Origin of the sequence: Micromonospora sp. (assembly GCF_048594385.1) — a bacterium.
Classification (GTDB): Bacteria; Actinomycetota; Actinomycetes; order Mycobacteriales; family Micromonosporaceae; genus Micromonospora; species Micromonospora wenchangensis.
The window spans coordinates 1-14,503 of record NZ_JBMDWU010000253.1 but is presented as its reverse complement, the minus strand read 5'-3'; the positions used below and the strand labels follow the sequence as shown (position 1 = coordinate 14,503).

General features: G+C 74.0%; 13 protein-coding genes. 4 read left to right on the top strand and 9 right to left on the bottom strand.

Annotation, left to right across the window (positions count from 1 at the left end):
• From ACOJTC_RS13275 to ACOJTC_RS13260, 4 genes are all read right to left on the bottom strand, one after another.
• A partial coding sequence (locus ACOJTC_RS13275; protein ID WP_420117082.1) for an ROK family protein occupies positions 1 to 929 on the bottom strand: 929 nt, incomplete at its 3' end.
• A gap of 151 nt (positions 930 to 1,080) precedes the next feature.
• Positions 1,081 to 1,881 (bottom strand): hypothetical protein, encoded by an 801-nt coding sequence (locus ACOJTC_RS13270; protein WP_420117081.1) that lies wholly within the window; start codon positions 1,879 to 1,881, stop codon positions 1,081 to 1,083.
• 25 nt (positions 1,882 to 1,906) lie between these two features.
• Positions 1,907 to 2,932 (bottom strand): zinc-dependent alcohol dehydrogenase, encoded by a 1,026-nt coding sequence (locus tag ACOJTC_RS13265; RefSeq protein ID WP_420117080.1) that lies wholly within the window; start codon positions 2,930 to 2,932, stop codon positions 1,907 to 1,909.
• On the bottom strand, positions 2,929 to 3,342 hold the full coding sequence (locus ACOJTC_RS13260) for an L-rhamnose mutarotase (protein WP_420117079.1): 414 nt from the start codon (positions 3,340 to 3,342) through the stop codon (positions 2,929 to 2,931). The genes ACOJTC_RS13265 and ACOJTC_RS13260 overlap by 4 nt, the downstream gene beginning before the upstream one ends.
• 91 nt (positions 3,343 to 3,433) lie before the next feature.
• Between ACOJTC_RS13260 and ACOJTC_RS13255 the strand changes: the two genes are divergently transcribed.
• Positions 3,434 to 4,129 carry a FadR/GntR family transcriptional regulator gene (locus tag ACOJTC_RS13255; RefSeq protein WP_204923403.1) on the top strand — a complete coding sequence of 232 codons (696 nt, stop codon included), beginning with the start codon at positions 3,434 to 3,436 and terminating at the stop codon, positions 4,127 to 4,129.
• 11 nt (positions 4,130 to 4,140) lie between these two features.
• On the opposite strand, the gene ACOJTC_RS13250 is transcribed toward ACOJTC_RS13255, so the two are convergent.
• From ACOJTC_RS13250 to ACOJTC_RS13230, 5 genes are all read right to left on the bottom strand, one after another.
• Entirely contained in the window at positions 4,141 to 5,022 is an 882-nt protein-coding gene (locus ACOJTC_RS13250) for an amidohydrolase family protein (protein WP_420117078.1), read from the bottom strand.
• The gene (locus ACOJTC_RS13245; protein WP_420117077.1) at positions 5,019 to 6,344 is read right to left on the bottom strand and encodes an enolase C-terminal domain-like protein; all 1,326 of its coding nucleotides are present in this window, start codon (positions 6,342 to 6,344) and stop codon (positions 5,019 to 5,021) included. Before ACOJTC_RS13245 ends, ACOJTC_RS13250 begins: the two co-directional genes overlap by 4 nt.
• An 82-nt stretch (positions 6,345 to 6,426) precedes the next feature.
• The gene (locus ACOJTC_RS13240) at positions 6,427 to 7,464 is read right to left on the bottom strand and encodes an ABC transporter permease (protein ID WP_204923400.1); all 1,038 of its coding nucleotides are present in this window, start codon (positions 7,462 to 7,464) and stop codon (positions 6,427 to 6,429) included.
• Positions 7,457 to 8,986 (bottom strand): sugar ABC transporter ATP-binding protein, encoded by a 1,530-nt coding sequence (locus tag ACOJTC_RS13235; protein WP_420117076.1) that lies wholly within the window; start codon positions 8,984 to 8,986, stop codon positions 7,457 to 7,459. The genes ACOJTC_RS13240 and ACOJTC_RS13235 overlap by 8 nt, the downstream gene beginning before the upstream one ends.
• The gene (locus ACOJTC_RS13230) at positions 8,983 to 10,032 is read right to left on the bottom strand and encodes a sugar ABC transporter substrate-binding protein (protein WP_420117075.1); all 1,050 of its coding nucleotides are present in this window, start codon (positions 10,030 to 10,032) and stop codon (positions 8,983 to 8,985) included. The genes ACOJTC_RS13235 and ACOJTC_RS13230 overlap by 4 nt, the downstream gene beginning before the upstream one ends.
• A 673-nt stretch (positions 10,033 to 10,705) precedes the next feature.
• On the opposite strand from ACOJTC_RS13230, the gene ACOJTC_RS13225 reads away from it, so the two are divergent.
• From ACOJTC_RS13225 to ACOJTC_RS13215, 3 genes are read left to right on the top strand one after another with little or no spacing between them, the layout of a single operon-like run.
• On the top strand, positions 10,706 to 12,352 hold the full coding sequence (locus tag ACOJTC_RS13225) for an amino acid adenylation domain-containing protein (protein ID WP_420117074.1): 1,647 nt from the start codon (positions 10,706 to 10,708) through the stop codon (positions 12,350 to 12,352).
• The gene (locus tag ACOJTC_RS13220; RefSeq protein ID WP_420117073.1) at positions 12,349 to 13,686 is read left to right on the top strand and encodes a hypothetical protein; all 1,338 of its coding nucleotides are present in this window, start codon (positions 12,349 to 12,351) and stop codon (positions 13,684 to 13,686) included. Before ACOJTC_RS13225 ends, ACOJTC_RS13220 begins: the two co-directional genes overlap by 4 nt.
• 16 nt (positions 13,687 to 13,702) lie before the next feature.
• Positions 13,703 to 14,467 carry an enoyl-CoA hydratase-related protein gene (locus ACOJTC_RS13215; protein WP_204923396.1) on the top strand — a complete coding sequence of 255 codons (765 nt, stop codon included), beginning with the start codon at positions 13,703 to 13,705 and terminating at the stop codon, positions 14,465 to 14,467.
• The last annotated feature ends 36 nt before the right edge of the window (positions 14,468 to 14,503 follow it).

Genomic DNA, 14,503 nt, shown 5'->3' with positions numbered 1-14,503 from the left:
GCCAGCGCGTGCGGCTCACCCCGGCGCGCGGCCCGGCTGATCGCGGCGAAGTCGGCGACCACCGAGGGCCGGCGGACGCCGGGCGTGAACCCCACCGCCCGTGCCGTCGCCGGCTCCGACCGGGCGGCGGCGACCACCGCGGCCGGCCCGGCCCGCGCCTCCACGCAGCCCCGCGCCCCGCACCAGCACCGGGGCCCGTCGGCCGACACGCACACGTGCCCCAGCTCGCCGACGTTGCCGCTCGGCCCCCGGTAGGTGCTGCCGTTGATGACCAGCCCGGCACCGATGCCGGTGCCCATGTAGAGGGCGGCGGCCGAGGCCGCCGTGCCGAACCCGCCCGTCCAGTGCTCGCCCAGCGCCGCCGCGGTCGCGTCGTTGTCCAGCGCCACCGGCAGGGTCGTCACCTGTTCCAGCGCCGCGCCCAGCGGGAAACCGTTCCACTGCCGCATGGCGGGGGCGAGCCCCACGTCCGGCGGGCCACCCATGCCCCGGGTCGCGTTGACCGGCCCGGGGAACACCAGGCCGACGCCGAGGATGCGGTCCCGCTCCACCCCGACCCCGTCGATCAACGCGGCGATCTCGGTGGCGATCCGGGCGACCACCACCGCCGGCTCCTGCGCGCCGGCACCCGGGCGGGAGATCCGGGCCACCACCGTGCCACCCAGGTTGGTCAGGGCGTACGTGATGACACCGTGGTCCAGGTGGACGCCGACGGCGTACCGGGAGGCGTGGTTGAGCTGGAGCAGGACCCGCCGCTTGCCGCCTGTCGACTTCGCGTGGCCGGTCTCGACCACCAGGTCCTCGTTGATCAGCTTGCGGACCAGAGTGGAGATGGTCGGCGCGGTGAAACCGGTGGCCCGGATCAGGCCGACCCGGCTGATCGTGCCGGCCGCGCGGATCGCGTCGAGAACGACCGACCTGCTGCTCACCTGGGGTTTGCTCGCTGCTGGTCCGCTCACTGCTTCTCTGCCAGGGGCTGTTAGGTCGGCGGACCAGAGTATACAAGTATCCCGATGGCTAAGGATCGTGGTCGAACCGGCCATGTCCGGGTGGCCCGCCCCGGACGGCGGGCCGGGTGGCTCAGCCGTCGGCGGCCGGTTCCGTCCCGAGGCACGCGACGACTGTCGCGTCGTCGGTGGCGACCCCGTGCCGGGCCTCGGCCTCCCGGACCCGGCGGATGATCCCGCCCGGCCCGGCGGTGTCCAGCAGGCGCAGCAGACCCGCCCAGTCGGTGAGCCCGAAGGTGTCCACGAGCCGGCTCGCCCCGTTGCTCAGCAGCGCCGCCGCCGTCACCCCGGTAGCCGGGCAGTCGCCGCTGACCGCCTCGTCGACCACCCGTGGGTCGTCCTTGGCCACCCAGAAACCGCCCGGGGCGTTGCGGTGCCCCCGCAGTTCGGCCAGTAACCGCCGGTGCTCACCGCTGCCCTCGGCGACGCCCACCAGCCGCTGCTCGAACGACCGGGCGATCACCACCTCGCGAGGGTCGTGGGCGACGAGCGGCCCGCCGGCCACCCGGCCGACGACCGCGACCGCGTCCCCGAGGACCAGGTGCTCGACCAGCCCGCCGGCGCACCGCAGCACCGCCACGGCCGCGTGCGGGCTGCTCGGGTGGGTGACGTCGCAGGTGTCCCGGTGCGCGTCGGTGACCTGCCCGATGCCCTCGGCCAGCACCGATCGCAGGCTGCCGCCCGTCGACAGCCCGCCCAGCAGCGCGCCGCCGAGCCGTCGGGCGTACCAGGCCACGCCGTGCCGGCAGACCTCGCCGGCCCCGGGGACACCGCCCGCGCCGTCGACCAGCACCAGGCCGGCCGGCACCGCCCCGGCGAAATCCTCGTTGGCCCGCCCGGGGTGCCCCGCATCGGTCGCCAGCACCACCCGCATCGGCCGATCATCACACGGCCGGGCTTCACCCCGTGACCCCACAGTCGACGAGGATCTTCACCTCGCCACCGGCGGCGAGCGCCCGGAACGCCTCGGCCACCTCGGGCAGCGGCACGACCCGGGTGATCAGCCGCCCGGCGGGCACCAGGCCGGCGTGCACCAGCCGGACGGCCTCGGTGTAGTCCTCCCGCTCGTACACCCGCACCCCGATCAGCTCCAGTTCGCGCCAGAAGACGCGGTGCAGGTCCACCTCCCGGGGGGTGGGGTGGATCGCCACGACGACCAGCCGGCCGCGTGCGGCGAGCAGGTCGGTCGCGGTGCGGACCCCGGCGGCGGACCCGGACACCTCGAAGGCCACGGCCGCCCCGGCCCCGCCCGTCGTCTCGTGCACGTGCCGGGCGACGTCGACCGTCGCCGGGTCGACGGTACGCAGCCCGAGTTCGGTGGCGAGGGCCCGCCGGCGCGGGTCGGGTTCGAGCACCGTCACCTCGGCACCGGTGGCCCGGGCGACCGTCCCGATGAGCAGGCCGACCGGCCCGGCGCCGACGACCACCGCGTGTTCCCCGGCGGTCAGCCGGGACCGGCGTACGTCGTGCACGGCGACGGCGGTCGGCTCGATCAGCGCGGCGTGGGTCAGCGGCAGGTCCGCCGGCAGCGGCACCACGATGCGTGCGGGCACCGTCCACGAACGCTGCATCGCGCCGGGGGAGTCGATGCCGACGAAGATGAGCCGGTGACAGATGTGGCTGTTGCCGGCCCGGCAGGCGGGGCAGTCGCCGCACCAGTCCAGCGGCATCACGGTCACCGGGTCGCCCACCCGGTGCCCCCGCACCCCGGGACCCACCTCGGCGATGCGTCCGGACATCTCGTGGCCGATCACCGCCGGCACCCGGACCCGCTGGTCCATCGCGCCGTGCGCCACGTGCAGGTCGGTGCCGCAGATCCCGGTGTACGCGACGTCGATGCGCACCTGGCCGGGGCCGGGCGGCACGACGGCGGTCCGCTCGACGACGAAGGTGCGGTCGCCGACGTAGTACGCGCTGTGGTTCACGACTCCTCCTCGGACAGGTGCCAGACCTCCCGCATCGGTGCCCACCAGTGCCCCGAGCCGGGTTCGGCGACCGACTCCTGGCACGGGTCGGTCAGCGTCCACCACTCCTGCGTGCGCGGGTCGGCGGCGATGCGCCGCTGGTCGGCGTCGTGGTCCTCGCCGACGTACTCGTAGTAGCCGAAGAGCAGGTCGCCGTGCAGGAAGATGCTGTAGTTGCGGATGTTCGCCGCGCGCAGCGTCCGTTCGACGTCGGGCCAGACGGCGGCGTGCAGGCGCAGATAGGTCTCGCGGTGCTCCGGTCGGAGCCGGATCAACCAGCCGTAGCGCTGCACGTCACGCCCCTCCGGTACGGGTGGTAACCGCCGGTCCACGGCGGCGGGCCGTGGGACGGCCGCCGTCGGGGAAAACATCGGATGTCTCTATATTGGTGGGGGTCACCGTCGGTCGGCTCAGCCGCAGCGGCCGGGACGACGCGCGACCGGCCGGCCGGAGGGGGACGTGATGGCACTGACCGACGACGCGATCGCCAAGATCCGGAGCATGGTCCAGAGCGGTGAGCTGCCGCCGGGTGCCCGGCTGCCCCCCGAGCCGCAGCTCGCCGAGCAGATGGGCCTGTCGCGCAGCGGGGTCCGGGAGGCGGTGAAGGTCCTCGAGTCGGCCCGGGTGCTCGACGTGCGCCGGGGCGACGGGACGTACGTCACCAGCCTCGCCCCCCGGCTGCTGCTGGAGGGGCTGGGGGTCGCGGTGGAGCTGCTGCGCGACGACACGCTGCTGGAGGTCATGGAGGTCCGGCGGCTGCTGGAACCGATGGCCACCGGGCTGGCGGCGCTGCGGATGACCGAGGCCCAGCTCGACGACCTCGGCGGCATCCTGGAGGAGATGCGGGCGGCGGCCGACGACGCCGAGAAGCTGATCCGGTTCGACACGGCGTTCCACCACACCGTCGTCGCCACCACCGGCAACGAGACCCTCACCTCGCTGCTGGACGGGCTGTCCAGCCGTACCCTGCGGGCCCGGGTGTGGCGCGGGCTGATCGAGGGCAACGCGGCGCACACCACCATCGACGAGCACCACGCGATCTACCGTGCGCTGCGCTCGCGTGACCAACTGCTCGCCCAGGCGAGCGCGTTGATGCACGTCAACACCTCCGAGGCGTGGCTGCGCACGGTGCTGGCCGCCAAGGCGGGGGCCGCCTGACCCCGCCGGCCTCACGCGGGCCCCGCCGGAGGGGCCGCGCCGACCCGGTCGGCCAGGCCGTAGGTGCGTACGGCGGTACCGGCGAGGATCTCCCGGTGTTCCCGGTCCGACAGCGGTGGCAGCGCCGCCGTCAACGCCCGCAGCACCCCGGGGTAGTCCGACCGCAGCAGGCAGACCGGCCAGTCCGAGCCGAACATCAGCCGCTGCGCGCCGAACTCGGCGACGGCCACCGCGACGAACGGCCGCAGGTCGTCCGGTGTCCACGTCGGGGCGGCCTCGGTGACCAGGCCGGACAGCTTCGCGGTGACGTTGGGGTTGGCGGCGAGGGCGGCCAGCGGACCGCGCCAGCTCCGCAGCCCCGCGTCACCCTCGGCGATGCGGGGCTTGCCCAGGTGGTCCAGGACGAACCGCAACCCCGGCACCGCGCGGGCCGCCCGCGCCGCCGCCGGTAGCTGGTCGGCGCGGATCACCAGGTCGAACGCGAGCCCGGCGTCGGCGAGCGCGGCGAGCCCGCGCCGCACGTCGGGCCGGTCCAGGTAGTCCGGATCCGGCTCGCCCTGCACCTGCGAGCGGACCCCGGCCAGGTACCCGCCGCCGCGCAGCCGGCGGTAGCGGGCCACGGTGGCGGGCACGTCGTCGGCGGCGACGTCGAGCCAGGCCACCACCGCCAGGATCGGCGGGGTGTCGGCGGCGTAGCCGAGGAACTCGGCGGCCTCGTCGCGATGGCAGCGCCCGCCCTCGACCAGCACGGTGCCGGTGACCCCGGCGGCGGCGAGTTCGGCGGTCAGGTCCGCCGGGGTGAACGGCCGCCGGATGGTCGCCAGCTCGGGTGCGTCCAGCCAGGTGTACCCGCGTTCGGGTCGCCACAGGTGGTGGTGCGCGTCGATGATCACGGCGTCACCGGGTCCGGGGTCGCGGCGGCGTCGGCCCACTGCGGGCCGTCGGGGAACCGGTACGCGGCCAGGGACTCCGGCCGGATCTGCCCGCTCATGCCCGGTGCGGTGGGGGCCAGGTAGCGCCCGCCGGTGACCCGCACCGGGTCGACGAAGTGGTCGTGCAGGTGGTCGACGTACTCGATGGCCCGGTCCTCGGTGCTGCCGCTGACCGCGACGAAGTCGAACATCGCCAGGTGCTGCACCAGTTCGCACAGCCCCACCCCGCCGGCGTGCGGGCAGACCGGCACCCCGAACCGCGCGGCGAGCAGCAGGATCGCCAGGTTCTCGTTGACCCCGGCGACCCGGCAGGCGTCGATCTGCACCACGTCGACGGCGTCGGCCTGGAGCAGCTGCTTGAACACCACCGCGTTGTGCACGTGCTCGCCGGTGGCGACCCGGATCGGGCTGAGCGCCTTGCGGACGGCGGCGTGCCCGAGGACGTCGTCCGGCGACGTCGGCTCCTCGATCCAGTACGGGTCGAACGCGGCCAGCTCCCGCATCCACCCGATCGCCTCGGGCACGCCCCAGATCTGGTTGGCGTCGACCGCGAGGCGGACCTGCGGCCCGACGGCCTGCCGGGCGATGCCCATCCGGCGTACGTCGTCGGCCAGGTCACCGCCGACCTTGAGTTTGATCAGCCGGTAGCCGTCGCGGACGGCCTCCGCGCAGAGCCGGGCCAGCTTCTCGTCGTCGTAGCCCAGCCACCCGGGCGTGGTGGTGTACGCGGGGTAGCCCTCGGCCAGTAGCCGCTGTTCCCGCTCGGCCCGTCCGTCGGCGGCCCGCCGCAACAGGGCCAGCGCCTCGTCCTCGGTGAGGGCGTCGCGCAGGTAGCGGAAGTCGACCTGGGCGACGAGCTGTTCCGGGGTGAGGTCGGCCAGCAGTTTCCACAGCGGCTTGCCGGCCCGTCGGGCGGCGAGGTCCCACACCGCGTTGACCAGGCCACCGGCGGCCATGTGCACGACCCCCTTGGCCGGGCCGAGCCAGCGGATCTGGCTGTCGCCGACGAGCCGTCGCGCCAGCGCCCCGGGGTCGGCGGTCAGCTCGTCGACGGGTTGGCCGACGACCATCGCGGCCAGCGACCGTACGGCGGCGACCTGGATCTCGGTGCCGCGTCCCACGGTGAAGACCAGCCCGTGTCCCTCGTCGCCCGCCGACGTCCGCAGGACGACGTAGGCGGCCGAGTAGTCGGGGAACGGATTCATCGCGTCCGACCCGTCGCGGTGCACGGAGGTGGGGAAGCGGACGTCGATCGTGTCCACCGCGGTGATGCGCTCAGTCAACGGAACTCCTGGTTGAGGGGATCGGGGCGTCGGCGGCCCGCCTCGTGGGCGGGTCGCGTGGGGTCGGGCCGGCGGGGGCGGTTCAGGTCTGTGCCTTGCCGCCGGTGATGCGGGAGACCACCAGGGCGATCAGGATGACCGCGCCGTTGAGGAAGTTCGTCCACTGTGCGGGCACCCCGGCCAGGGTCAACACGTTGATGATCATGAAGAGCAGCAGGACGCCGGTGAACGCGCCGAAGACGCTGCCCCGCCCGCCGTTGAGGCTGACCCCGCCGATCACCGCCGCCGCGAACACCTGGAAGATCGCGCCGTCGCCCTGGGCCGCCGGCACCGCCGCCAGCCGGCCGCTGATCAGCAGGCCGGCCAGGGCGGCGAGCACGCTGGCCACGACCAGCGCGACCCACAGCACCCGGTCGGTGCGGATGCCGGCGGCGCGGGCCGCGTCGGCGTTGCCGCCGATGGCGTACAGCGCGCGCCCGGCGCGGGTGTGGCCGAGCACCACGATCCCGGCGGCGAACAGCAGCAGCGACACCCAGATGGAGGCCGGAACCCCGAGCCAGCTCGTCGAGCCGAGGTACGTCATCGACCCGGGCAGCGCGAAGAAGGTCTGCCCGCCGGAGATGCCGGTGAGCAGGCCGCGCAGGATGATCAGCATGCCCAGCGTCACGATGAACCCGTTGAGGCCGAACCGGACGATGAGCAGCCCGTTGAACGCCCCGACCAGCGCCCCGACCAGCAGCACCACCGGCACCGCCCAGGCGTCCGGGAGCAGGCCGAGCCCCAACCCCCGGGTCAGCTCCGGGTCGACGACCAGCCAGGCGGCGATGCCCGGGGCGAGCCCGAAGGTGCTCTCCAGCGACAGGTCCATCTTGCCGGTGATCAGCACGATGGTCTGGGCCAGCACCAGGATCGCGATCTCCGACATGCTCTGCAGCACGTTGAGGACGTTGTCGGTGCTGAGGAAGACCGGGCTGATGATCCAGCCGACGATCGCCACCGCGACGATCGCCGGCACCAGCGCCAGGTCCCGCAGCCGGGCGACGGCCAGGTGCCGCGACGACGGGCGGGTCGGCGGGGGCGCCGACGCCGGCACCGTGCCGGTGGACAGCGTGTCAGACATGGTGGAGGTCCACCCCTTCCATGGCGGCTACCAGATCGTTGTCGCTCCAGCCGTGGGCCATCTCGGCGACCACCCGGCCCTGGAACATCACCAGCACCCGGTCGCAGATGCGCAGGTCGTCCAGCTCGTCGGAGACCACCAGCACGGCGGTGCCCCGGCGGCGGACGTCCTCGACGACGCCGAGCAGGGTCTGCTTGGACCGCACGTCGACCCCGGCGGTGGGCGTGATCAGCACCAGCAGCCGCGGATCGTTGGCCAACGCCCGGCCCATCACGACCTTCTGCTGGTTGCCGCCGGACAGGTCGGCCACCGGCGTCTGCGGTCCGGACGCCTTGATCGTCAGCGCGGCGATGGTGTCCCGGGCCAGCGCGTCCCGGCGGGCCCGGGAGATGAACCCGTAGCGCCCGACCCGCTGCGGCACGGTCATCGTGACGTTCTCCGCGATCGACAGCCCCGGCACCAGGCCCTCCCGGTGCCGGTCCTGCGGCACCAGCCCCACCCCGGCGGCGAGGGCGTCGGGCACGCTGCCCGGCCGCAGCACCCGGCCGGCGAGGGTGACCGAACCGGCCACCGGGCGGGTCAGACCGACGACCGCCTCGGCGACCTCGACCTTGCCGCTGCCGCCACCACCGGCGATGCCGACCACCTCGCCCGCCCGGGCCCGTATCGACAGTCGGGCCCCGGACCCGGTGACCAGGTCCCGCACCGACAGCAGCACCGGCGCGTCGGACGCCGGTGGCCGGTGGTCGGCCTCCGGCATGCTCACGTCCTCCCCGGTCATCGCGGCGACCAGCGCCTGCCGGCTCAACCCGGCGACCGGGGCGGTGAGGATGTGCCGGGCGTCGCGGAAGACCGTCACCCGGTCGCACAGGTCGTAGATCTCCTGCAGGTGGTGGCTGATGAACAGGAACGTCACCCCCTGCGCCCGCAGGTCGCGGATGCGGGTGAACAGGCGGTCGATGCCGGCGGCGTCGAGCTGGGCGGTCGGCTCGTCGAGGACGATGAACCGGGCGCCGAAGGACAACGCGCGGGCGATCTCCACGAACTGCCGCTGCTCGACCGAGAGCGTCGCGGCCGGCTGCCGGACGTCGACGTCGACCGACCACTGCGCCAGCAGGTGTTGCGCCTCCCGCCGCAGGCTCGACCAGCGGATCAGGCCGGCGCGGGAGCGGGCGTGCCGGTTGAGGAACAGGTTCTCCGCCACGGTGAGGGTGGGGATGATCGTCGACTTCTGGTAGACGCAGGCCACCCGCCGCCGCCAGGCGTCCCGGTCGGCCAGCGGCGGTGCCGGCCGACCGTCGAAGGCGACCGCCCCGCCGTCGGCGGCCTGCAACCCGGTCAGGATGCCGACCAGCGTCGACTTGCCGGCGCCGTTGCGGCCGACCAGGGCGTGCGTCTCGCCGCGCCGGACCATGATCCCCGCCCCGGACAGGGCGAGCGTGGAGCCGAAGCGTTTGGTGATGTCGACCGCCTCGACGACCGGTGGGTCGTCGTCGCCGGGGTGGTGCGGGGCGGTGGTCATCCCTGCCGGCCCCACAGCGAGGGGTCGTCGTACTTCACCGTGGGCTGCCCGGCGACCGGTGCGCCGTCCAGGGTCACCAGGGGTGCCGGGAGCTGGTCCTCCAGCAGGCCGTCGCGCACCTGGATGATGGTGCTGCCGTGGTCGGTGGGGCCGGGCTGGAACGTCTTGCCCTCGATCGCCGCCTTGGCGTACTCCAGCCCGTAGCGGGCGTACAGGTCGGCGGGTTGGCTGACGGTGGCGTCGATCAGGCCGTCGCCGATGTTCTTCAGCTCCTCGGGGATGCCGTCGTTGGACACCACGAAGACGTGCTTCGGGTCGGTCGGCGGCACCTGCAGGCCACGCTGCTTGAGGATCTGCAGGGTGCCCGACAGCGCGAACGACGACTGCATGTAGACGCCCCGGATGTCCGGGTCGGACGCGAAGCGGGTCTGCAACTTCGACGCCGCGACGTCGGCCTTCCAGTCGGTCGCCTCCCCGAAGACCTTGATGCCGGGGAACTCCTTGGCCATGCACTCGCTGAACGCCTCGGTGCGGTCCCGGCCGTTGATGGAGTCCAGGCCGCCCTGGAGCATGACGACCTTGCCCCGGCCGCCGAGCTTGGTGCCCAGGAACTGGCAGGCCTTGGTCCCGTACGCCCGGTTGTCGGCGCGGACCACCATGAACACCGTGCCGGTGTCGGGCCGGGTGTCGATGGTGACCACCGGGATCTTGCGGCTCTCCAGCTGGGCCAGGGTCGGGGCGATCGCGGCGGTGTCCTGCGGGGCCATCACCACCCCCTTGACGCCCTGGCTCATGAAGGTCTGGGCGTTCGAGATGAGGTTCGCGATGTCGTTCTGCGAGTTGGTGGTCTTGAGGTCGACCCCCAACTGCCCGGCGGACTGCGGCACGTACTTGATGTAGGAGTTCCAGAAATCGGTGTCCGAGCGGGGGTAGTCGACCCCGATGAGCGGCTTGCCGCCGCCCGTGCCGGTCCCGGCCCCCCGGTCACCGCAGCCGGCGGTGAGGGCGACCGTCGCGCCGAGCAGCACCGTCAGCCCTGCGCTCACCAGACGTCCGTGGTTCATCGTGTTCGCTCCGTTTCTGCGGGAGTGCTCCGGCGGGCACGGCCGTCGCGTGGGGCGGCGGCCGTACGCCCGGATGGCGCACTGCGGGCCGGGCGTGCTGGAACCTTGCGCCGGCTGCCGGGTCGGGGACGGCACGCGGAGGTCCCCTCCCTGGGTGGGAGGTGGGTGGTGCCGACACGCACGGTCGAGACATCAGACGTTAGAGTTTCCATTGTGTAACGTCAATGCCCCGCAGGTTACTGCGGGGAGCGGCTGCTGGCGGCCGGTCGCCGGGGTGGAGCTTCGGTCGCGACACCCCAGACGTCCTACCAATGCCGTGCCGGTCGGGCGGCCCCTGCCTGACGTGGTGCCGCGGGTGGCGGCGGCCGGTCGGCCCGTCGATGAACGTCAACGTCGACGCCTGTAGTTCTTTGCCGCGTCGGGTCGCCTGTGCCGGCCGGACCGTTGCGCGCCCGATCGACCCGTGCGCCGGGCGGCAGCCGCCCCGCGCCCCGCCCGCCGTGGCCCCCGCCCGATCCGATCGGGCGTGCGTCGACGCACGCCGGTGCCGCCCTGGACGGCCGCTGCGCCCCGGATCTAAGAGATTTCCCATTTGTATTGGCCAGCATCGATTCCGATCGCCGCGCAGGGCGGCCGGTCAGAACAGGAGCGGCCCATGTCCGTACGACAGACCACCGACGACACCGCCAGCCACCCGGTCGGCACCCTCCCGGCCGGGCCGGACGGCTGGCGGTCGGTCCTGCTGGACCACCTCCCACCGCGTGACCGGCGGCTGTTCCACCGGTTCGGTCAGGGCCCCCGGGTGCCCGCCCCCGACCTGCGCATCCACCAGGCGTTCGCCAGGTGGGCCGCCGCCACCCCGGACGCCGTCGCCGCCGAGCACCTCGGGGTACGGATCGGCTACCGCGAACTGGACCGCCAGGCCAACCGGCTCGCCGCCCACCTCGTCGCCCTCGGTGTGCGCACCGGCGACACCGTGGGCGTGTTCACCAGCCGGTCCCTGCCGATGCTGGTGGGCATCCTGGCCACCCTCAAGGCCGGGGCGGCCTACGTCCCGCAGGACGTCCGGATCGCCCCCGCCGGGCAGTTGCGCCAGGTCGCCTCGACCGCCCGCTGCCGGGTGCTGCTGACCACGTCGGCGACCCTGGACGCGGTGCCGGCGTCGCCCGGCGTGCCCCGGCTCGCGGTCGACGAGATGATGGCCGAGCCGCTGCCCCCCGGCGGGCACCTCACCGCCCCCGTCCCGGACCGCCCGGTACGCGCCGACGACGGCTGCTACGTGCTGTTCACCTCCGGCACCACGGGCACCCCCAACGGCGTCACCGTCACCCACGGCAACGTCGCCAACATCCTGCTCACCACCCCGGGTGACCTGGGGATACGGCCCGGCCGGACGGTCGCCCAACTGCTCAACGTCGCCTTCGACATGGCCGCCTGGGAGATCCTCGGCTGCCTCGCCAACGGCGGCACCCTGCTCGTGCGCGACCGGGACCTCACCGCCACCGCCGCCCGCGCCGACGTGGTGGTCGCCACCCCCTCCGTGCTCGCCCGGATCGACCCGGACCGGTGCGCCGGGGTGCGGGTGGTCGCGGTGGCGGGGGAGCCCTGTCCGCGTCCGCTGGCCGACCGGTGGGCCGCCGGCCGGATCTTCTACAACTGCTGCGGTCCGACCGAGACCACCATCGTCAACACCATGCACCGGCACCGGCCGGGTGCGCCGCTGACCATCGGCCGGCCGACCCCGAACAACACCGTCTACGTCCTCGACGACGACGGACGCCCCTGCCGCATCGGCGAGGTCGGCGAGATGTGGGCCGGTGGCGACTGCGTCTCCGCCGGCTATATGGACAACGACGCGCTCAACACCGAGCGGTACGCCCCGGACCCGTTCCTCGGCGGCGGCCGGCTGATGTTCCGTACCCGCGACCGGGGCCGCTGGCGCGCGGACGGGGAACTGGAACATCTCGGCCGCACCGACGACCAGGTGAAGGTCCGGGGTTTCCGGGTGGAGCTGGACGCGGTCTCGACCGTGCTGGAGACGGTGCCGGGCTGCCGGAGCGCGGTCACCCTCCGGGTCACCGACCGGGACCTGGTCTCCTTCGTCGTCCCTGCGGAGCTGGACCCGCAGCGGTGCCGGGAGACGGTGGCCGCCGCGCTGCCCTACTACTGCGTGCCGGCGGCCGTGCACCCGCTGCCGGAGCTGCCGATGACCGGCCGGGGCAAGGTCGACCGGGACGCGCTGCGCAGGCTCGCCCTCGACCTGCGGTGGCAGTTCGCCCACGTCGAGGAGGCGGCGGCGTGACCACCACCGGTCTGCGACCCGTGTCGACGCCGCCGCGCACCGGCCCGGCGGGCCACCCCGACGACGTGCTTCCCCCGCCGGTGTCGACGCTGCGCCGGGTCCTGGCCCATCCCCGGTTCATGCACCACCACCGGCTCGTCGCGGCGGTGCTCGCCGGCAACGCCGCGCTGCTGGCGTACGGACTGGCCGTCGGCTGGTGGCACGGCCCGGGGGCCGCCGACGGGTTGGGCGTCGCCGCGCTGGCGAACGTCGCGCTGGCCGTGCTGATCCGCCAGCAGTACGTGATCAACCTGCTGTTCCGGCTGGCCACCCGGGCACCCACCAGGTGGCCGCTGCGGGTGCGGGCCACGTTGGGCAAGGTCTACCACTTCGGTGGGCTGCACGTCGGCGCGGCGCTGGCCGGCACCGCCTGGTTCCTCGCCCAGCTCGGCGCGTTGACCGCGCGTGGCGGCCCGCCGGGGGCGCTGGTCACCGGGTACGCGGTGGCCGTCCTGCTGCTGGCCGTCGTCGGCACCGCGCTGCCGCCGGTGCGCTCGCGTCGGCACGACCTGTTCGAGCGTACCCACCGCCTCGGCGGCTGGGCGGCCCTGCTGCTGCTCTGGGCGCAGGCCGGTTTCCTGGCCGGCGGGCCGGTCGCGCTGGCCGCCTCCCCGCAGGGGTGGGTGCTCGCGGTGCTGACCGCCAGCATCGCCCTGCCCTGGCTGCGGCTGCGCCGGGTGCCGGTGGTGGTGCAGCGTCCGTCGTCGCACGTGGCGCTGGTCCACTTCGACCACGGGGTGACGCCGTTCCCCGGCTCGTCCACGGCGGTCAGCCGCAGCCCGCTGTGGGAGTGGCACTCGTTCGCCAACGTGCCGACGCCGGGCCGCAGCGGGTTCCGGCTGACCGTCAGCCGGGCCGGTGACTGGACCGGCCGGTTCGTCGACGACCCGCCGCGCCGGGTCTGGGTGAAGGGGATCAGCACCGCCGGGGTGGCCAACATCGAGACCCTGTTCCGCCGGGTGCTGTACGTGGCGACCGGCAGCGGGATCGGCCCGGTGCTGCCGCACCTGCTGGCCGGGCAGGTGCCGGCCCACCTGGTCTGGGTGGCCCGCCGGCACCGGGAGACCTTCGGCGACGACCTGGTCGACGAGATCCTCGCCCACCAGCCCGACGCGCTGCTGTGGGACACCGCCCGCGACGGCAAGCCCGACATGCTGCGGCTGGCCTGGCAGGCGTGCCGCCGCTACGACGCGGAGGCGGTCATCTGCATCTCGAACCGTCCGCTGACCTGGCAGGTGGTGCGGGGCATGGAGGAACGCGGGGTGCCCGCGTACGGCGCGATCTGGGATTCCTGAGGACATGGAGGCGACGATGAGGATCACCGTGGAGAAGGACGACCGGGTGGTCACGGTGCGGTTGTGCCGGCCCGAGGTGCGCAACGCGTTGGACACGGCGCTGCTGACCGAACTGGTCGAGACGCTGCGCCCGCTGGACCGCGACCCGGGGGTGGGCTGTTTCGTGCTCACCGGCTCCGACGAGGTCTTCGCGGCCGGGGCGGACATCCGGGAGATGGCCGGGAAGTCCTTCCTGGACGTGGCGTTGGACGACCACTTCGCTGGTTGGGACGCGTTCGCCGCGCTGCGTACCCCGAAGATCGCGGCGGTGGCCGGCTACGCCCTCGGCGGCGGCTGCGAGCTGGCGATGATGTGTGACCTGGTCTTCGCGGCGGACAACGCCCGGTTCGGGCAGCCGGAGCTGCGGCTGGGGGTGATGCCCGGCATCGGCGGCACCCAGCGGCTGACCCGGCTGGTCGGCCCGGCGCGGGCGATGGACCTGGTGCTCACCGGCCGGCAGCTAGACGCGGCGCAGGCGTACCGGTGGGGTCTGGTGTCCCGGGTGGTGCCGACGGACCGGCTGCTGGCCGAGGCGAAGGCCGCGGCGGCGGTGGTGGCCGGGTATCCGAAGCTCGCGACGATGCTGGCCCGGGAGGCGGTCCGGCAGGCCGAGGAGGTCGGCGTGCAGGCCGGGGTGCTGTTCGAACGGCGGGCCTTCCACGCCCTGTTCGCCACCGAGGACCAGCGCGAGGGGATGGCCGCCTTCCTGGAGAAGCGTCCGGCCCGGTTCGTGGGCCGCTGAGCCACCGCGCCGCCCGGGGCCCGACGGGCCCCGGGC